Raw genomic sequence first — 17,475 nt, 5'->3', positions numbered from 1 at the left:
ACTATCGTGTGCTTTCGGTTGTCGGAACGGTGATATCGCGTTTTTGCACCTTGCCGGTGGGCCCCTTGGGCAGCGCGTCGACCAACCAGACCCGGCGCGGATATTTGTAGGCGGCCACCCGCTCCTTGACGAAGTCGCGCAGTTCGTCCGGGTGCACTTCCGCCCCGTCCTTCAGCGCCACAGCCGCCCCGACTTCCTCGCCCAGCGAGTCGTGCGGGACGCCGATGACCGCGGCTTCGGCCACCGCGGGATGCTCGTAGAGCACTTCCTCGATTTCGCGGGGATAGACGTTGTAGCCGCCCCGGATGATCATGTCCTTGGTCCGGTCGACTATGTAGAAGTAGCCGTCCTCGTCGACGCGTCCTACGTCACCGGTCGCCAGCCAACCGTCCGGTGTGATCGTGGCCTTGGTCGCGTCGGGCAGGTTCCAGTAGCCCTTCATCACGTTGTGTCCGCGGATCTGGATCTCGCCGGTGTTGCCCTGCGGTACCTCAGCGCCGTTCACGTCGACGACCCGCATCTGCACGCCTTCGATCGGAGTACCTATCGAACCCACCTTGCGCTCCCGGTTCGGATGGTTGAATGCGGCGGCCGGTGAGCTCTCGGAGAGCCCGTAGCCCTCCAAAACGGTGCAGCCGAAAGCCTTCTCGAAGTCGGTGAGAACCTGTACCGGCATCGCCGCACCACCCGAGACGCAGACCCGCAACGTGCGCGTCGCCTCCGCCGCGGCCTCGTCGGCCACGCCCAGCAGCGCCGAATACATCGTCGGCACCCCTTGAAACACCGTGACGGCGTCGCGCACGATCACCTCGAGCGCCTTGCGCGGGTCGAATCGAGGGATCAGCGTCAACGTCGCACCTGACAGCACCGCCCCGTTGAGGCCGCAGGTCAGGCCGAATACGTGAAAGAGCGGCAAGCAGCCCATCACGACGTCGTCCTGCCCGGTTTCGACCAGGGTGCGGACACTTACGTCGGCGTTGCGGCCCAGGTTGCCGTGCGTGAGCATGGCGCCCTTCGGTTTTCCGGTGGTTCCGGAGGTGTGCAGGATGACCGCGACGTCGTCGGCGCCGCGTTCTACGGGTGACTCTTGCGCGGGCAGGTCGGCGATCACGTCCATCAGGCCGGCGTCGTCGACAATCCAGCACTGCGAGCCCGTTTCGTCGGCGCCGGCGCTGGCCTCGTCGGCGAACCCGGGTGACCCGAACAACGCCTTGGCGCCGCTGTTGGACAGGTAGTAGGTCACCTCCCGCGCCTTGAGCAGCGGATTCATCGGGACCGCAACAGCGCCGCGATACATGATCCCGTAGAACGCGATAGCGAACGCGGGCGTATTGGGCAGCATCACGCCGACCCGGTCCCCCGGTTCGATTCCGGCTTGTTCGAGCAGCGTCGCCACCCGGGCCGCCGCCGCGTCGAACTCAGCGAAGGTGAATTGCAGGTCGTCGCAACGCAGCGCAATGCGATTGGGGTGGCGCTCTGCGGATGCGAAGAGATTGGCGCTCAGGCTGGTCATGGTGTACCTCTGCGGATCTAATCGGCTGCCCGGTTCAGGGCTTGTCCCGAGGATTCCAATCGTCCGCTCGACGAACTCGCATAACAATGTCGGTGGAAACAACAAGCTGGCCGCTCACGTGTGACGCCGCACAGTTGGTCGCCGCAGCCCCACGCTCAAGCGCCCGCATTCCTGTGCGCGCCGATCTGCGGGCCGCAGGCGCGCAACGCATCTGATCGGCTTGCCACTCGTCAAGAGCCAGACGGGCCGATCACGCGCCTGTGCAATTCCTCTGTGAGGACATGGATTTGGCGCGTCAGATCGGTGTTGGTTTTGAGTTCCAGTTCCTGCGCTTCAAAGTCGTGGTCAGCTTTGGCCTGTTGGAACGCCGATTGTCGGTTCTGGCCGATCATGACGAACGTTGACAGGAATATCGCTTCGAGTGAAACCACCAGAGTCAGTGTCGGCCAAGGATTCTGTTCCAGAACGAGCATCCACACGGCGAAAAGGATCGCGTGGATCCAGACGAAGTTCATCGAACCGGCGAATGCGGTGATTCGATCGGCCAGTCGCAGCTGGATACTCTCGCGCCGTCTCTTCGCCTCATCGAGCACGGCTGGATGGTGAATTCGATTATTGCGTAACAATCGGTGCGGAATGAGCTGAGGGGGATGGGTCGTAATCTTCAATTTTTCTCGGTCCATGGGGACTAATTCTGACAGTTCGTCGGTGCAACAACCGCTGGCATTTGGGTATGAATGTTGCCTCGTACCCGCCGTAGGTTCCGGCATCGTGAACAAGAGGCGTTGCAGTCGATTCAGATGAGCCGGCGATGCACCTCGAAGGCCAAGCAGAGTTCTGCGATATCCCTTGGGCGAGAATGGGATAGTCCGGTTCGTTTCTCTATCCGCTGCAGTCGGTAGGGCACGGTGTTGGGGTGACAACAAAGTCGTTGAGCGCAGACGACCAAACGAGGCGTCGGTTTCTTGCCACACCCGGAAACATCTCGAATACGAGACACCAAGGCGACAACCTCGTCGAATTGTTGCCCGGATTTGACGCAGACGATCCCGACCTGCCAATCGGGCCGATTCGATCGCCCTCAGCGGCTCGACATCATCGCAGCCAACGCTGGCGGCAATGACCAGAAAGGGCCATCCTTTCGCAGCCGCAGACAACTGGCGACCTCATCCACGCTGCAGTCGTCATGGATTCGGCCCTCGCCCCTTCATGTGCCGCGCATCGCCACTGCCACGCAGGACTCAGACGCCACCGCCCGCCGGGAAACCCGGAGTCCGCTTTGATTAACCACTCACATCCCCCCGGTGACCAGGCATAAAGTCTCGGAGTATGAGCGCGGTATCGCACGCCGGCGAGGTCCGGCACGGCGCCGAACCCGATCCGCACATCGTCGAGCTCAGCAAGCTGATGCTGGCTCGTGCCCCCGCGCTGGGCCAGGCGCTGGCTGATCGGCTGTTCCGGGAGATCGACGCGTACCGCGACGGCAACGTCGTCACGAAAGACGAAGTGGCTGCAAGTTGCGAGGCAAACCTGACGTTTGTCTTCCACTCGCTTTCGGCGCACGGCGACGTCGATGTATCGCCTGCCGAGAACGTCGGAATTGCACGCGCGCTCGTCGGCTTGCCGTTGCCGGCGGTGATGACGGCCTACCGCATCGGGTTCCGGTTCATGTGGGAGCAGACCCTTGCCGGCGGGCGCGCCGCGGGAATACCCACCGAATCGATTCTGGACGCCACCGCGCGCGTCTTTCTTGCCCAGGACACCTTCACTCAAGCGATGGCCAGCGCCTACCGCCAGCAGCTGACCCAGCAGATCTTGGAGCAGGAGGAGGAACGGTCGGCGTTGGTCGAGGCGTTGCTGTCTCGGCGGATAACCGACAGCCAAAGCCTTTGGGAAGCAGCCGATTTGCTCCGGCTGCCGACCACTGGGCCGTACGTCGTCGTCGCAGCCGAGTTACCGGCCATCGGGAAACTGGGCTTGCCCGCGATCGAAAACAAGCTCGCCGCCCGCGATATCCGGTCGGCGTGGCGGCTGCTGCCGGATTCACACGTCGGCATCGTGCACGTGCGGATACGCGACACAATCAGCACGTTGACTACCGTGCTCAGCCAGGTCGCGACCGTCCGGGTCGGCATCAGCCCGCCGTTTGACGACTTGGCCGACACCAGCGATGCACTGCGATTCGCCCGGTTGGCGGTCACCGGGAAGCAGTCGGCCGACTCGCTGATCACGGCGTTCCACGACACCCCGCTTGCCGTCGCAGCGGTGAGCGCCCCGGAAGTCATGGGGAAGATCAGGTCGTCGGTGCTACGCCGATTGATAGAACTTCCGACCGCGGAGCGCACGATCTTGCTCGACACGTTCCAGGCGTGGTTGCAGGAGGGCGGCTCCGCTAACGACACCGCGACGAAGATCTTCTGTCATCCCAACACCGTGCGGCACCGGCTCCGCCGTATCGAGGAGTTGACCGACCGTTCGCTGTCCCGGCCCCTGGACATCGCCGAACTGTGCCTGGCCTTCGAAGTCGACCAGCGCCTGCCTTGACCCCGCTAGGTCACGCCTTCAGCCGGTGGCGAACCTGAAACGCGCTGATCACATCCACGATGCCGATGACGATCAGCCACCAGCCGGCGACCAAGGTGAGGATCGCGATCGAATCGAGCGGGGAGATGATCAGCACCCCGCCGCCGATCACGATGATCACACCGGAGAGCACCTGCCAGCCGCGTGCGGGCAGGTGGTCGAACGACAGTGCCGCGGCAAGCAGGGTCACCCCACGGAACAGCCAGCCAATGCCGATCCACAGGGCTAAAAGCAGGATCGATTCGAGTTTGTCGCGAAAGCAGAAGAACCCCAATACGAGCGATACCACGCCAGTGAGGAACGACAGGACTCTCATCGCGGCGCCGGCATGCGTGCCGAAAGCGGCGAACACGTACCCGACTCCGGATACCACCAAATAGATACCGAACAGGACACCCGCTACCAACAGTGTCTTGCCAGGCCAAGCGAGCACGATGACGCCGAGGCTCACGCCCAGGACGCCAATTGAGAGCAACAACTGCCACGTGTTGCGAGCAAGCTGGTGCAGCGGACCCTCAAGTACGGTCTTTTCACTGGTTGTCATGCCGAAAAGATAGTCCGCGGCCGATGGGAAATGGTTGTTCCTGGCGACAGAGTTGAGCGCCTCGCAAAGGGGCCACGAACAATGTCGGACCGAGGACACGGCTGTAAATGGCTGATAGACGGTCAAATAGTGCCGTTTTGCCCGGGCGTCTCCGCTGCCCCTTTTGTTGTCCAAAGACAAGTGCGCGCCGCATGTTGGTCGGTCGGCGACATCGCTTCGCCGAGCTCACACGGATACCTTTCGCGACGAACGCAACGCAGCGTCTGATCAGCTGAACTGAGAATCGACCTGGCTAGCCCGATCAGACAGTGCGACAACCTATCTCAACTATTCCGCTTCGCGGAGGAAATGCGAGCCACTCATGATCACGACCTGCCTCACCCTCGCCGGAATGATTGCCTTCGTCCTCTTCCCGCTGTTCATCCCGGTCACCGTCCACGCTGTCCACGCTGTCCGGTCCTGGCGCTGGACTTCGGCACCGGCTCGTACGGCCAGCTACTCACGGCTTACGGCACCCCGTCGCCTCGAGGTTGCAGCCGCCTGATACATTCCGCCGAAACCCCACCGGGGCAGCGCCTTTCGGGGTGCGGCCCCGACTTATTTTGGCTGCAGAACCGCCGCGCCGTACCAGTGGCAGGCAAGCAACGCCAGTTCCACGTCGAGCCGGTCCCTGCCAATCTCCCGGCCGCGCCGCGCGACGGCGCGACCCACCCGATACTTCACCGAGTTGAAGTGCAGGTTGAGTTCCGCGGCAGCCACCTTGTAGCTGGCATTACAACCTAGGAAAACGCGCAGCGTTTCACGCAGACGCCCGTCGTTCTCGTTATCGATCGCCAAATCCCCTAGCACAGTGGCCACCCAGTCGCGGGTGGCGGCCACGTCGCCACCAAGACGCGCCACCACGGATAACCCGGGGTCGGCCGCCGAGATCACCGTCGGCTCCGGCCTTTTGGATATCACCGCCACGCTGCGGGCGGTCTCCGCCTCCCGGTGGGACTGCCGAAAACCTTCGACGCCGTCAGCCATCGTCCCAATTGCCACACTCGGGGAACCCAGTTGTGCGAGCGCGAACTGGCGAACCTTGGTCGGAGCCTCAGCCGCCGCGGCACGATACGGCAGCCAGCCCCACCCACACGTTCGATCGGCGGCAACAAAGATCGGGGCGGCGGCGGCACCGGCGGATTCGCCCACTTCGCGCAGAAACCGTTGCAGCCGCGCAAGTTCGTCGCCGTCGGCACTTACGTCCGGATACCACAAGACGAGCCCCAGATGGTGCCAACGCAGCGGATAGCGGATCGAGGTGGTTGCCGCATCGACGTCGACCGTCTTGTGTGCGGCCAGGACCTCCCGAACTCGCAGGGCCCGAAGGCTGTTTTGGTTCTCCAGCCAGTGTTCGCGTTCGTCTTCATAGACGGCGACGACCTGCTGCGACATCCAGTCGATGTACTCGAACAACGTGGCAGTGATGGCCTCGATCACCCTGACCCTCATCGGCTCCGGAATCTCGACCGCGTGCAATTCGGCGAAAACGAGCTCATTGATCCGGCGCTGACCGAGTCGATACGCACGAACGAGCGCGTTGACGGGCATCCCTTGCTGTGCCAATCGCCTGGCGTACTCCAGGGCCGCGGTGGGCGCCTCGACACGCTCCACGGCGATGTCGTAGCGCAGCGCGTGCAGGACGGTGTCCACGTTTCCCTCGACGCTGGCGCCGAGCAGCTCCATGAGCCGAGCATCGCCGCGTAGGTCAGGGATCTGATCCTCAAGGGAACGAAAGATATTCGACGACACGTCTGCCAACCGAGCGTGCAAACGATCGGCGGTTTCAGCGACGTATCGGCTGACATCGACATCCTCGTCAACGCGCGCTTTTGCCACCACCATCACGGTAGACCTCGGTCTGACCGCCGGTCGGCGATTCGCCCACGTCAACCATTGTCTTCAGGCAACAACAGCAACGCGAACGTTAGTCGTATGACGACTGTCTCTCCGACGCACTCATTCCTATCGTTACCGCCAAACCTTGGCCAGAAGGAGCGAAGACGATGGGATTTATCAAGCCCTATCTCCCGGACGTTGATCCGGATACCTTCCTGCAGAAGCCGCTGATGGAACGGATGCGGATCCTCGCCACCGATTGGGCCGAAAACGGCTTCGGCTCACCCAAGATGATCCACACCATCTACATCGTGAAGCTGGTCATCTTCTTCGCAGTGGGCGGTATTGCCGTCGCGACGCTGACGTCGGGACTGCCCGCCTTTTGGCATGTCACCGAATGGTGGAACCAACCGATCGTCTACCAGAAGCTCATCCTGTGGACCGTGCTGCTCGAAGCTATCGGAGTGGCCGGCTCTTGGGGGCCGTTGGCCGGCAAGGTCAAGCCGATGACCGGCGGCATCTTGTTCTGGGCCCGCACCGGAACCATCCGGCTGCGCCCGTGGAAGTGGATGCCATTCACCAATGGCGACCGGCGCACCTGGTTCGACGTCGGGGTTTACCTGGCGCTGCTGGTCAGCCTGGCCGTCGCGCTGCTCTTACCGGGGGTGCACAGCGACTCGCTGTCGAAGGCATTGCCGGACAACATATCCGGCCTGGTGAACCCCGCGCTGCTGGTCGCGCCGATCGTGCTGCTGGTGCTGATCGGCTTGCGGGACAAGACGATTTTCCTGGGCACTCGTGGCGAGCAGTACTTGCCGGCGATGTTCTTCTTCGCCGTGCTGCCGTTCACCAACATGATCGTTGCGCTCAAGATCATGATCATGGTGGTGTGGGTCGGTGCCGGCTTCTCGAAGTTCGGTAAGCACTTCTCCAACGTCATTCCGCCGATGGTCAGCAACACGATATTCGCGCCCAAATGGGTGAAGCGGGCGCATTACCGCGACTTCGGGCACGACATGCGGCCGTCCCGGCTCGCCGACTTCATGGCACACGTCAACGGCACCACGGTCGAAATCGCCGCTCCGCTGATCCTGCTCTTCTCCACCAACAAGTGGGTGACGTTGGCTGCGGCGCTGCTGATGGTGGGTTTTCACCTGTTCATCATCTCGACCTTCCCGCTGGCGGTGCCGCTGGAATGGAATGTCGTGTTCGCCTACACCACGGTCTTCCTGTTCCTCGGCTTCCCGAACTGGAACGGCTACGCTCCGTGGGACATGTCGCCGTCCTGGTTGGCACTCATCATCGCCGCCGGGCTGCTGTTCTACCCCGTCCTGGGCAACCTGCGGCCGGACAAAGTGTCCTTCCTGCCCTCGATGCGGCAATACGCCGGCAACTGGGCGTCGGCGGTGTGGACCTTCGCGCCGGGCACCGAGCAGAAGCTGGACCGGGTCACCCGAACGGCGTCCAATCAGATCGACCAGTTCATCGCGGCCGGCTACGAGCCGAAGTGGGCGGAGATCACTCTGCAGAAAACGAGTGCGTGGCGCAGTATGCATAGCCAGGCGCGCGGTCTGTACTCGTTGTTGTTGACCCATTTGCCCGACATCGACGTCCGGACGGTCCGGGAAGGCGAGTTTGTCTGCAACTCGCTGATCGGCTTCAACTTCGGCGACGGCCACCTGCACAATGCAGACATGATCAACGCCATGCAGCGCGAAGCCGCCTTCGAGCCGGGCGAGTGTGTCATCGCCTGGGTGGAGTCCGAGGCCTTTGGCAGCGGAGTTCAGCATTACCAGCTGATCGACGCCGCACTGGGGGTGATCGAGCGCGGTACCTGGAGGGTGGCCGACGCGGTGGCCGAACAGCCCTGGCTGCCCAACGGGCCCATTCCGCTCGAGGTGAGCTGGTCGCTGCGTGGCACGAAGCTCGAAGACCAGGATCACGGTCAGGGAGCGCTGGCATGACTACCGCAGTGGTGGTTGGCGGCGGGCCCAACGGGCTCGCGGCAGCCATAGCCATGGCCGCCGAAGGCGTTTCGGTCACCGTGCTGGAGGCTGCTGATGAAGTCGGCGGCGGCGCGCGCAGCAGCGAGGCCATCTTGCCGGGCCTGCTCCACGACCATTGCTCGGCAATCCATCCGATGGCGATCGGCTCGCAGTTCCTCAGCCGCTTCGGTCTGGACCGCCACGGCCTGACGTGGCGTTGGCCGGACATCGACTGTGTGCACCCACTTGACGGCGGTAGCGCCGGCGTGCTGCACCGCTCGGTGGGGCAGACCGCGGCCGGCCTTGGTCGCGACGGATCCCGGTGGCAGCGCGCGTTCGGCTACCCGGCGTCGCGATTCGACGCGCTCAACGAGGACATCATGGGCCCGCTGCTGCGGGTCCCGCACCACCCGCTGAAGCTGGCCCGGTTCGGCGCGCCAACGGTGCTTCCCGCGTCCACGTTCGCCAGGGTGTTCCGTACCGAGGAGGGGCGCGCCTTATTCGGCGGCGTTGCGGCCCACGCCTTCCGGCCGTTGCACTACCCGATGACCTCGGCCATCGGGATGGGCATCATCGCGGCCGGCCACCGGCACGGCTGGGCGGTGGCCGAAGGCGGGACGCAGTCGATCACCAACGCGATGGTCGCGCTCCTGACCGACCTGGGCGGCAAGATCGAGACCGGTGTACCGGTCCAAACGGCGTCGCAGCTGCCGCCGGCGGATGTGACGATGTTCGATCTGGCGCCGAGCGCGGTCGCAGGCATCCTCGGAGACCGTCTCCCCCGCCGTATTTTGCGTGCTTTCAACAGGTTCCGCCGCGGCCCCGGTGCGTTCAAGGTCGACTTCGCCGTCGACGGTGGTGTGCCCTGGACCAACCCGGATGCCCACCGGGCAGGCACTGTGCACGTTGCCGGGAGTTACTCCGAATTGGCCGCGACCGAGCGGGAAATCCACGCAGGCCGCATGCCCGAGCGGCCGTTCGTCCTGATCGGCCAACAGTATCTGGCCGATCCGCAGCGGTCGGCCGGCAATGTGCACCCGGTGTGGACTTACGCGCACGTGCCCAACGGCTACACCGGCGACGCGACCAAGGCGATCATCGCCCAGATCGAAAGGTTCGCACCCGGTTTCCGGGAACGCATCGTCGGCTCCGCAGTTCGCTCGACCACGCAGATGGCCGCCTACAATCTCAACTATGTCGGCGGCGATATCATGACTGGCTCGAAGGACATCCGGCAGCTGACGTTTGGGCCGCGAATCACCTTGTCTCCATACACCATTGGGTTGCCCGGCATGTACATCTGCTCGGCAGCCACCCCGCCCGGACCCGGGGCACACGGCATGTGCGGAGCCAACGCCGCCACGCTCGCGCTTAGCTACCTGGCGCGGCGGGCATAACGGCATCTACGAAACCTCGGGCATTCGAAGGGTCCGCCTGGGACACTTTGCGTCACACCGCTTCACCGCAAGAGGATTGGATGGACATGACGCGACCGATCAACCCCAAGAAACTCATCGCCACCGCTGTGCTGGCCGTCGCGGGATTGATGACCACCGGCGTCGGTATCAGCAGCGCCGACACGATTCAGACCGAGGGTAACTACCCGAGTCGAGAGGCCTGCCAGAACGCCGGCCCGGGCGTGAAAGCCACGACGCCTGGGAACTGGAATAACTTTTGGTGCGTCCCGGATCGTTTGGCTGCCGGTAACTGGCGGTTGGTTCTCAGTAACTGAGGGTCACTACGAGTACGTGTAGAAGCCCTCACCGGTCTTGACGCCGAGATTGCCCGCATCGACATAGGCCTGCAGCAAATCTCGCGCGCTCGTCGGCAAGTGCGGGAACTCCTCGGCATAATGCTTCTCGATGTCGAGCGCAACGTCCAGACCGACGAAGTCCATCAGTTGGAACGGCCCGGCCTGCACGCCCAAATTGAGCTTGAACATGCCGTCGACATCCTCGGGACGGGCCACCCCCTCGGCAACCACAGCCAGCGACTCACGCTTGATCGCGGCCCACACCCGATTGAAGATGAAGCCGGTGCACTCTTTTCGCGCTTCGAAGGGGTACACGCCGAACTCAGGCAGCACAGTCAGCAGGGTGTCGAGCAGGCCGCGGTCCGTCTCGCCGTCCGACATCAGGTCGACCGCGTTGCTTTCCGGTGGCAAGTAAAAGTGCGTGTTGCATAAACGCGTTCTGTCCCTGACATTTTCAGCCATCAGACGCGACGGGTATGACGACGAGTTGGTTGCGAAGATGGTGTCCGGCGGGGCCAGTTGGTCGATCTCGCCCCACAGCGGAATCTTGATCTCGAGTTTCTCGGGCGCGGATTCCACGGCAAGCCAGGCGCCGTCCAGCGCGTCGGCGAGGGATGTCGTGGCCGTCGCGACGCCCGGCTCGCCGAAGCCGCGGGCCTCGATGACTCCCGGAAGGCTCTCGGCCACATACTGTGTCGCCGACGCCAACTGTTCGTCGCGCCGAGCGTAGATTCGCACAGTCCCGCCGCGGCTGGCGAACATCAGCGCAATACGCCGGCCGAGCGTTCCCGCCCCGATCACCGCGACCGGCCGGCGCCGGATGTCATCGAAGGTGTAAGTGTATAAACCAGTCACCCCGGCATCTTAATTCGAGCCAACCTCGTCGCCACTGTGGCGAAACGACAAATAGGGGCCAATCGTTGTCCGCCACAGACGAACGTGATCGGCGGCGGGACCTCACCGGGGCGTGCGCTTAGCGAGGAAATACTCGTAATTCCGCTTGCCGTCGACGGTGTAGCTGAGCGCCTTTCGCACGGAATCGGAGTCGGACTCTACCCACCGCTCGGTGCGTTGGTGCTCGAACTCGGTCCACGACGCCACGGTAAATCGCTCGAGAAGCAGATCTGGTTGTCCGACACTGTGATACAACCGCCAACTGTGGCCGCCTGTTCGCAGCCGTGACCGCCTGACCGCGCTCATCGCGTCGATGAAGTCCTTGTGGCTCTGCTCCGGCACCAGGTAGCGCGCAGTGACGAGCACCGGTCCGTCTTGCGGACATGGATCGAAAACCAGCGTCGGCTCCGGCCACGCCGTGGAGACGTCGACGCTCAGCGTGCCCGTGGACGGCCGGAGTGGGAGCACGGCCACGCTGAGCGCAACGACGCCGAGCATCGCCGCAGAACCGAGCAGCGCGACCTGCAGCCCCTTCCATGTCGCAACCGCACCCCAGGCATATGATCCGACCGCCTGAGCCCCGGTCGCCACCAGAAGATAGATCGACAACCCGCGGGCACTGACCCAACGCGGCAGCGACAACTGCGCTGCCGCGTTGAGTGTGGTCAACGTCATCAGCCAGGCCATCCCCGACAGCGCCAGGATCGGGATCGCCGCGACGAACGGCAGCCACACCACCGCGAGCGGCGCGAGCGCGAAGGCGGCAGCCGATCCCGCCAGCAGGGCGTTGTCGGACACCTGCCGGTGCAGCGGAGTGGCGACCGTAACCGCCACTACGGCGCCAACACCGATGGCGGCCAACGCCACACCGTAACCGGTGGCTCCCAGATGCCACCGGTGCGCGGCAGCCACTGGCAGTAGCGCCAACAGGGCGGAAGCGGGGAACAGGAAAAGGCCTGCCCGCGAAAGGATTCGGAGGAAGATCGGGCTGTTTCCGACGTACAGAAACCCGGTGATGATGGCTTGGCCGAAGCGCTCTCGCTCGAGCGGTGCAATTTGTTTGGGCCGATGCCACGACTGCAACGCGACGATGATCGCCGCGTACGACACCGCGTTGATCGCGAAGACGGCGGCGGGTCCGGCCACTGCGACGATCACACCACCGATCGCCGGACCGATCGCCCGGGCGGCGTTTCCCGAGACGCTGCTTAACACCGAAGCGGCCGGAATCTGCTCACGCGAGACGACTTCGGGCTGAATCGCCTGCCACGCCGGCGCGGTCAACGCAGAAGCGCAGCCGATGGCCATCGTCAACGCCAGCAACGATGTCGGATCGAGCCGGTCGAGGTACGCCAGCACCGCGATCGCCAGTCCGACCAGAACCGCGTACCACTGGAGAACGATCAATAGCCGGCGCCGGTCGAAGAGGTCGGCAAGCGCCCCGGCGAACAGGCCCAGCACCAGCGTCGGGCCGAGACTCGCGGTCTGCACCAGCGCGACGATCACGTCGCTGCTGTGCTTCTCCACCAAAAACCATTGGGCCGCAACACTTTGCATCCACGTCCCGATGTTGGAGGCGAACTGCGCGATGAACAGATTGCGGTACAGGGTATTGCGCAGTGGCGCCCACGTCGACGGCTGATCGCGAGGCTCAGTCCGGGCAACGCCTGTCGTGCTGGACACGGATTGGAAGTGTACGACCTGCGTGTTACAGCAGCGTGGCTTGTTCGGCCTGCGGCTCGGCCGGCTCCAGCAGCTCGGGCCCGTTGTTGCGCACACTGTTGACCAGCGTCGAGATCTCCCGCATGTCGATGCCGTCGATGCTCGGCGGCGCGGCCAGCAGGTCGAGGTCGGCCGGAGCGTCGGGATCCAGCCAGTGGTCCCAGTCGCGCTCGGCGACGATCAACGGCATCCGATCGTGGATCTCGGCGAGCTCGCCAACCGCATCGGTGGTGATGATCGTGCAACTCAGCAGCGGCGCGGCGTCCTTCGCAGACTTCCAGACCGACCACAGCCCCGCCATGAACAACAGCTCGCCGTCGGCGCGGTGCATGTAAAACGGCGTCTTGCGGGATTTCTTCCCCGCATCGGTGTCGGGGTTGGCCCGCCATTCGTAGTAGCCGTCCATCGGTATCAGGCAGCGTTTGGATTTCGCGCTGGCGCGAAAGGCGGGCGAGGTGGTGACCTTCTCCGCCCGGGCGTTGATCAGCAGCGGACCCTTGGACTCCGGTGCGCCGTCGGCCCCGGCCTTCGCCCACGGCGGAACCAGTCCCCAGCGCATCGAACGGACCCGCCGGGTCGCTTCGTCGTCGGACTCCGCAGGGTCCGAGTGCCGCCGGACCACGGTGGTGATGGTCGTGGTGGGTGCGACGTTGTAGTTGGGTGCCGCCGATTCGGCAGAGCGGGTCTCGTTGATCGCCTCGATTTTCTCGGCCAGCGTGGCCGGATCGGTCGTCACCGCGAATCGTCCACACATGACTCCATGGTGGCAGAACCGACCGACAAGCAATGATGGACGAGTGAGCATCTGGTCCGCCCCGTTTGCGACGACGCCGGTATCGGCGACGGTGGCGGTGCCCGGCTCGAAATCTCAGACCAACCGGGCGCTGGTGCTCTCGGCGTTGGCGGCCACGCACGGCGGCGTCTCGACGATCAGCGGTGCGCTGCGCAGCCGCGACACCGACCTGATGATCGCCGCATTGCAGACGCTCGGCCTGCGGGTCGACGGATCGGCCGACGAGCTCACGGTTGGCCGGACGATCGCCCCGGCCACGCAGGCTCACATCGACTGCGGCCTGGCGGGCACGGTGCTGCGTTTCGTTCCGCCGCTGGCCGCGCTCGGCCGCGCAACGGTGACCTTCGACGGCGACGAGCAGGCCCGCAGCCGGCCAATCGCGCCGTTGCTGGACGGGCTGCGCAGCCTGGGCGTCGACATCACCGGCGACGGCCTGCCGTTCGGGGTCCGTGGCGCCGGGTCGGTCGCCGGCGGCGCGGTGGAGATCGACGCCTCGGCGTCGTCGCAGTTCGTGTCCGGCCTGCTGCTCGCCGGCGCGTCGTTCCGCGATGGCCTGACCGTGCAACACCGCGGGGCGGCGCTGCCGTCAGCGCCGCACATCGCGATGACGGTGGCGATGCTGCGCCAGGCCGGCGTGGCCGTCGACGACGACACCGCAGCCGACCGCTGGCGGGTTCACCCCGGCATCGTCGGGGCACGGCACTGGCGGATCGAGCCGGACCTGTCCAACGCCGTGCCGTTCATCGCCGCGGCCGTGGTCACCGAAGGCACCGTGCGGATCACCGGCTGGCCGCACGACAGCATCCAACCCGCCGATGCGATTCTGAGCATCCTCGCGCAACTCAAATGTGTTGTGAAGCAGACTGATTCGTACCTCGAAGTACGCGGACCGCGGTCGCATCCGGGATTCGATGTCGACCTGCGCGACGTCGGCGAACTCACCCCGTCGGTCGCGGCGCTCGCGGCGCTGGCCACCCCCGGCTCGGTATCCCGACTGTCCGGCATCGCCCACCTGCGTGGCCACGAAACCGATCGTCTGGCAGCGCTGTCCACCGAGCTCAACCGGCTGGGCGGCGATTGCCGGGAGACCGCCGACGGCCTGGAGATCACCGCGACTCCGTTGCGCCCGGGCACCTGGCAGTCCTACGCCGATCACCGGATGGCGACGGCCGGGGCGATCGTCGGACTGCGGGTCGACGGCGTCGACGTGCACGACATCGAGACCACTGCCAAGACGCTGCCGAATTTCCCGACGATGTGGGCCGAGATGCTCGGGGGCCCGTAGGTTGCGGCCCGGCGACTACGGCGACTACGACGAGTCCGACGTCAAAGTCCGGTCCGGTAAGGGTTCGCGGCCGCGGACCAAGACCCGACCGGAGCATGCCGACGCCGAGCAGGCGATGGTGGTGAGCGTCGATCGCGGCCGCTGGGGATGTGTGCTCGGCGGCGACGCCGAGCACCGCGTCACGGCGATGCGGGCGCGCGAACTCGGCCGCACACCGATCGTCGTCGGCGACGACGTCGACGTGGTCGGCGATCTGTCCGGCCGCACCGACACGCTGGCCCGCATCGTGCGGCGTGGCGAGCGACGAACGGTGTTGCGGCGCACCGCCGATGACACCGATCCGACCGAGCGGATCTTCGTGGCCAACGCCGATCAACTGCTGATCGTGGTGGCGCTGGCCGACCCGCCGCCGCGGACGGGGCTGGTCGATCGGACACTGATCGCGGCCTTCGTCGGCGGACTCACCCCGATCCTGTGCCTGACCAAGTCGGATCTCGCCGCCGCCGAACCGTTCGCCGAGCAGTTCGCCGACCTCGACTTGACGGTGATCGCCGCGGGCCGCGACGACCCACTGGAGGCCGTCGCGCATCTGCTGACCGGGAAGATCACCGCGTTACTGGGCCATTCCGGGGTGGGCAAGTCGACGCTGGTGAATCGTCTCGTGCCGCAAGCGGATCGGGCAGTCGGCGAGGTCACTGAGATCGGCAGGGGCCGACACACCTCGACACAGTCGGTGGCGTTGCCGCTCGACGGGGGCGGATGGGTGATCGACACCCCGGGCATCCGCTCGTTCGGCTTGGCCCACGTCGCGGCCGACGACGTGGTGCGGGCGTTCTCCGACCTGGCCGAGGCGATCGAAGACTGCCCGCGCGGCTGCGGGCATCTCGGGCCACCGGCCGACCCCGAATGCGCGCTGGACACCCTCACCGGGCCGGCGGCGCGTCGCGTCGCGGCCGCACGCCGGTTGCTGGCCGCGCTGCGCGAAGGCTGACCCTCAGCCCTCAGCCTGCGAGCGCACCCACTCCAGGTTGGCCAGCATGTTCTTCTCCCATTCGGCCAGTCGACGGGAGACGATCCTGGCTTCCTTGTCCGGTTGCGCCACGATCGCCGGGGTCAGGCCCGACGGTCCCGGCCCCATCCGCGCCCACTGGCGCACGAGCACGCCGTCGCTGGCCGGCTCCACCTCGAAGGCCCACCTCGCGCCGACGCCGTCGGGTCCGACGACGTCATACACCCACCGACGCTGGTTCTCGACTTCGACGACCTCGCACACCGTCGACCAGTCTCCGAACGCCTCGTGCCGGCTACGGCCGCGAAAACGTGCGCCGACTTCCACCGCCATGGCACCTTCGAGCCAATCGACGCCTTGCAGCTCCGTTGAGCAGTGCACCGGCAGTTCGATGTCGGTCACCAGATTCCACGCGGTCGGCACATCGCACCGAATCCGCTGGGTCACTTCGATTGTCGGTTGGTCTCGATAGCGCATAGTGGTTAGCATGCCAGCAATGAAGGTCGGCGCGATGATCGAACCGCGACTGCCGGGCGCCGCCGAGTTCGCGGTGGCGGCGGAACGGATCGGTGTCGCCTCGCTGTGGGTGCCCGAGGTCTGGGGTTACGACGCGCTGACCGGCCTGGCCTATCTGGCCGCCAAGACGTCATCGATTGGGCTGGGAACCTTTGTGGTGCAACTGGGTTCGCGAAGTCCGGCGATGCTCGCGACGTCGGCGCTGAGCCTGCAGGAGCTGTCGTCGGGGCGGTTCATCTTGGGCGTCGGCACGTCGGGACCGCGGGTGATGGAGGGCTGGCACGGCGTCCGGTTTCGCAAACCGGTGCAGACCACCAGGGAGACGATCGAGATCATCCGCACCGTCAGCCGCGGCGAGCGGCTCCAGCACGATGGCGAGATCTATCCGCTGCCGCTGCCGGACAGTCGCGGCGCCGCGCTGCGGCCGCTGGTGCGCCCGACCCACGTGCCGGTGTACGTCGCGGCGATGGGTCCACAGAACCTGCGGCTGACCGGCGAAGCGGCCGACGGCTGGCTGGGTAACGCGTTCATTCCCGAAGCCGCCGAGGTGTTCTTCGAGCCTTTGCGGGAGGGCGCGCAGCGGGCCGGGCGCACGCTCGACGACCTCGACCTGGTCGCCCCGGTCGCCGTCGAGTTCCACGACGACCAGGCGTCCGCCGACGCTGCCGCACGCCGGCACGCCGACGGCTACGCGTTCACCATCGGCGCCATGGGGACGGGTGGGCAGAACTTTTACAACGACGCGTTTACGAGGCTGGGGTACGGGAGCGAAGTCGCCGAGGTCGCGAAGCTGTGGCAGGCCGGTGAGCATGACGAGGCCCGCGCCGCGGTGCCGTTGGACCTCGGCCGCCTGACGAATCTGCTGGGCACCGCCGACGCGATCGCCGAGCGGGTGAACCGCTATCGCGCGGCCGGCATCACGACGCTGCTGGCGAAACTCGACGGCGACCTCGAGGAGCAGCTGACCATCTTGGAAAAGCTCGTCGCGATCGCTGCGTGA

Annotated in this window: 16 protein-coding genes; 7 read left to right on the top strand and 9 right to left on the bottom strand. The window is 65.3% G+C overall.

Annotation, left to right across the window (positions count from 1 at the left end; genetic code table 11):
- Position 1 precedes the first annotated feature (1 nt).
- From G6N27_RS22615 to G6N27_RS25435, 3 genes are all read right to left on the bottom strand, one after another.
- A complete protein-coding gene (locus G6N27_RS22615) occupies positions 2-1,513 on the bottom strand; it encodes a long-chain-fatty-acid--CoA ligase (RefSeq protein WP_163780306.1) in 1,512 nt (503 codons plus the stop codon).
- 230 nt (positions 1,514-1,743) lie between these two features.
- A complete protein-coding gene (locus tag G6N27_RS22610; protein WP_163780304.1) occupies positions 1,744-2,196 on the bottom strand; it encodes a DUF1003 domain-containing protein in 453 nt (150 codons plus the stop codon).
- Positions 2,197-2,309: 113 nt separating this feature from the next.
- Positions 2,310-2,420, bottom strand: coding sequence for a hypothetical protein (locus G6N27_RS25435; protein ID WP_408632609.1), 111 nt, complete (start codon positions 2,418-2,420; stop codon positions 2,310-2,312).
- 422 nt (positions 2,421-2,842) lie between these two features.
- On the opposite strand from G6N27_RS25435, the gene G6N27_RS22600 reads away from it, so the two are divergent.
- A complete protein-coding gene (locus G6N27_RS22600; protein ID WP_163780302.1) occupies positions 2,843-4,057 on the top strand; it encodes a PucR family transcriptional regulator in 1,215 nt (404 codons plus the stop codon).
- Between the two features lie 10 nt (positions 4,058-4,067).
- Here the strand turns inward: G6N27_RS22600 and G6N27_RS22595 are convergent, their stop codons facing one another.
- Both G6N27_RS22595 and G6N27_RS22590 read right to left on the bottom strand, forming a co-directional pair.
- Complete coding sequence (locus tag G6N27_RS22595; RefSeq protein ID WP_232064754.1) at positions 4,068-4,820, bottom strand: HdeD family acid-resistance protein; 753 nt, start codon at positions 4,818-4,820, stop codon at positions 4,068-4,070.
- 417 nt (positions 4,821-5,237) lie between these two features.
- Positions 5,238-6,518, bottom strand: a complete 1,281-nt coding sequence (locus tag G6N27_RS22590) for a helix-turn-helix domain-containing protein (protein ID WP_232064752.1) — start codon at positions 6,516-6,518, stop codon at positions 5,238-5,240.
- 167 nt (positions 6,519-6,685) lie between these two features.
- On the opposite strand from G6N27_RS22590, the gene G6N27_RS22585 reads away from it, so the two are divergent.
- The 3 genes from G6N27_RS22585 (at position 6,686) to G6N27_RS22575 (ending at position 10,235) form a co-directional block, all read left to right on the top strand.
- Entirely contained in the window at positions 6,686-8,482 is a 1,797-nt protein-coding gene (locus G6N27_RS22585) for a DUF3556 domain-containing protein (RefSeq protein ID WP_163780299.1), read from the top strand.
- Complete coding sequence (locus G6N27_RS22580) at positions 8,479-9,900, top strand: phytoene desaturase family protein (protein ID WP_163780297.1); 1,422 nt, start codon at positions 8,479-8,481, stop codon at positions 9,898-9,900. The genes G6N27_RS22585 and G6N27_RS22580 overlap by 4 nt, the downstream gene beginning before the upstream one ends.
- Positions 9,901-9,980: 80 nt before the next feature.
- Complete coding sequence (locus G6N27_RS22575) at positions 9,981-10,235, top strand: hypothetical protein (RefSeq protein WP_372512937.1); 255 nt, start codon at positions 9,981-9,983, stop codon at positions 10,233-10,235.
- Positions 10,236-10,241: 6 nt separating this feature from the next.
- On the opposite strand, the gene G6N27_RS22570 is transcribed toward G6N27_RS22575, so the two are convergent.
- From G6N27_RS22570 to G6N27_RS22560, 3 genes are all read right to left on the bottom strand, one after another.
- Positions 10,242-11,111 (bottom strand): 3-hydroxyacyl-CoA dehydrogenase family protein, encoded by an 870-nt coding sequence (locus tag G6N27_RS22570; protein WP_163780292.1) that lies wholly within the window; start codon positions 11,109-11,111, stop codon positions 10,242-10,244.
- A gap of 102 nt (positions 11,112-11,213) precedes the next feature.
- Positions 11,214-12,833: an MFS transporter gene (locus tag G6N27_RS22565; RefSeq protein WP_163780289.1), complete on the bottom strand. Its 1,620-nt coding sequence runs from the start codon at positions 12,831-12,833 to the stop codon at positions 11,214-11,216.
- 25 nt (positions 12,834-12,858) lie between these two features.
- Positions 12,859-13,626, bottom strand: a complete 768-nt coding sequence (locus tag G6N27_RS22560; protein ID WP_163780287.1) for an SOS response-associated peptidase — start codon at positions 13,624-13,626, stop codon at positions 12,859-12,861.
- A 43-nt stretch (positions 13,627-13,669) separates the two neighbouring features.
- On the opposite strand from G6N27_RS22560, the gene aroA reads away from it, so the two are divergent.
- Together aroA and rsgA are read left to right on the top strand one after the other, a co-directional pair.
- Positions 13,670-14,950, top strand: coding sequence for a 3-phosphoshikimate 1-carboxyvinyltransferase (gene aroA / locus G6N27_RS22555; RefSeq protein WP_163780286.1), 1,281 nt, complete (start codon positions 13,670-13,672; stop codon positions 14,948-14,950).
- A gap of 1 nt (position 14,951) precedes the next feature.
- Positions 14,952-15,941 carry a ribosome small subunit-dependent GTPase A gene (gene rsgA, locus G6N27_RS22550; protein ID WP_163780284.1) on the top strand — a complete coding sequence of 330 codons (990 nt, stop codon included), beginning with the start codon at positions 14,952-14,954 and terminating at the stop codon, positions 15,939-15,941.
- A 3-nt stretch (positions 15,942-15,944) separates the two neighbouring features.
- Here the strand turns inward: rsgA and G6N27_RS22545 are convergent, their stop codons facing one another.
- On the bottom strand, positions 15,945-16,436 hold the full coding sequence (locus G6N27_RS22545) for an SRPBCC family protein (RefSeq protein WP_163780282.1): 492 nt from the start codon (positions 16,434-16,436) through the stop codon (positions 15,945-15,947).
- 10 nt (positions 16,437-16,446) lie between these two features.
- Between G6N27_RS22545 and G6N27_RS22540 the strand changes: the two genes are divergently transcribed.
- Positions 16,447-17,475, top strand: coding sequence for an LLM class flavin-dependent oxidoreductase (locus G6N27_RS22540; protein ID WP_232064751.1), 1,029 nt, complete (start codon positions 16,447-16,449; stop codon positions 17,473-17,475).

It is taken from the genome of Mycobacterium cookii (assembly GCF_010727945.1).
Classification (GTDB): domain Bacteria; phylum Actinomycetota; class Actinomycetes; order Mycobacteriales; family Mycobacteriaceae; genus Mycobacterium; species Mycobacterium cookii.
Note: the sequence above shows the minus strand (reverse complement) of the source record. Positions and strands in the feature narration are given on the sequence as shown.

Excerpts from the sequence above, each read along its gene's own strand:
- G6N27_RS22585 (WP_163780299.1), top strand. The coding sequence starts at position 6,686 with ATGGGATTTATCAAGCCCTATCTCCCGGACGTTGATCCGGATACCTTC.
- G6N27_RS22560 (WP_163780287.1), bottom strand. The coding sequence starts at position 13,626 with ATGTGTGGACGATTCGCGGTGACGACCGATCCGGCCACGCTGGCCGAG.
- G6N27_RS22615 (WP_163780306.1), bottom strand. The coding sequence starts at position 1,513 with ATGACCAGCCTGAGCGCCAATCTCTTCGCATCCGCAGAGCGCCACCCC.
- G6N27_RS22545 (WP_163780282.1), bottom strand. The coding sequence starts at position 16,436 with ATGCGCTATCGAGACCAACCGACAATCGAAGTGACCCAGCGGATTCGG.
- G6N27_RS22575 (WP_372512937.1), top strand. The coding sequence starts at position 9,981 with ATGGACATGACGCGACCGATCAACCCCAAGAAACTCATCGCCACCGCT.
- G6N27_RS22580 (WP_163780297.1), top strand. The coding sequence starts at position 8,479 with ATGACTACCGCAGTGGTGGTTGGCGGCGGGCCCAACGGGCTCGCGGCA.
- G6N27_RS22610 (WP_163780304.1), bottom strand. The coding sequence starts at position 2,196 with ATGGACCGAGAAAAATTGAAGATTACGACCCATCCCCCTCAGCTCATT.
- G6N27_RS22600 (WP_163780302.1), top strand. The coding sequence starts at position 2,843 with ATGAGCGCGGTATCGCACGCCGGCGAGGTCCGGCACGGCGCCGAACCC.
- G6N27_RS22540 (WP_232064751.1), top strand. The coding sequence starts at position 16,447 with ATGCCAGCAATGAAGGTCGGCGCGATGATCGAACCGCGACTGCCGGGC.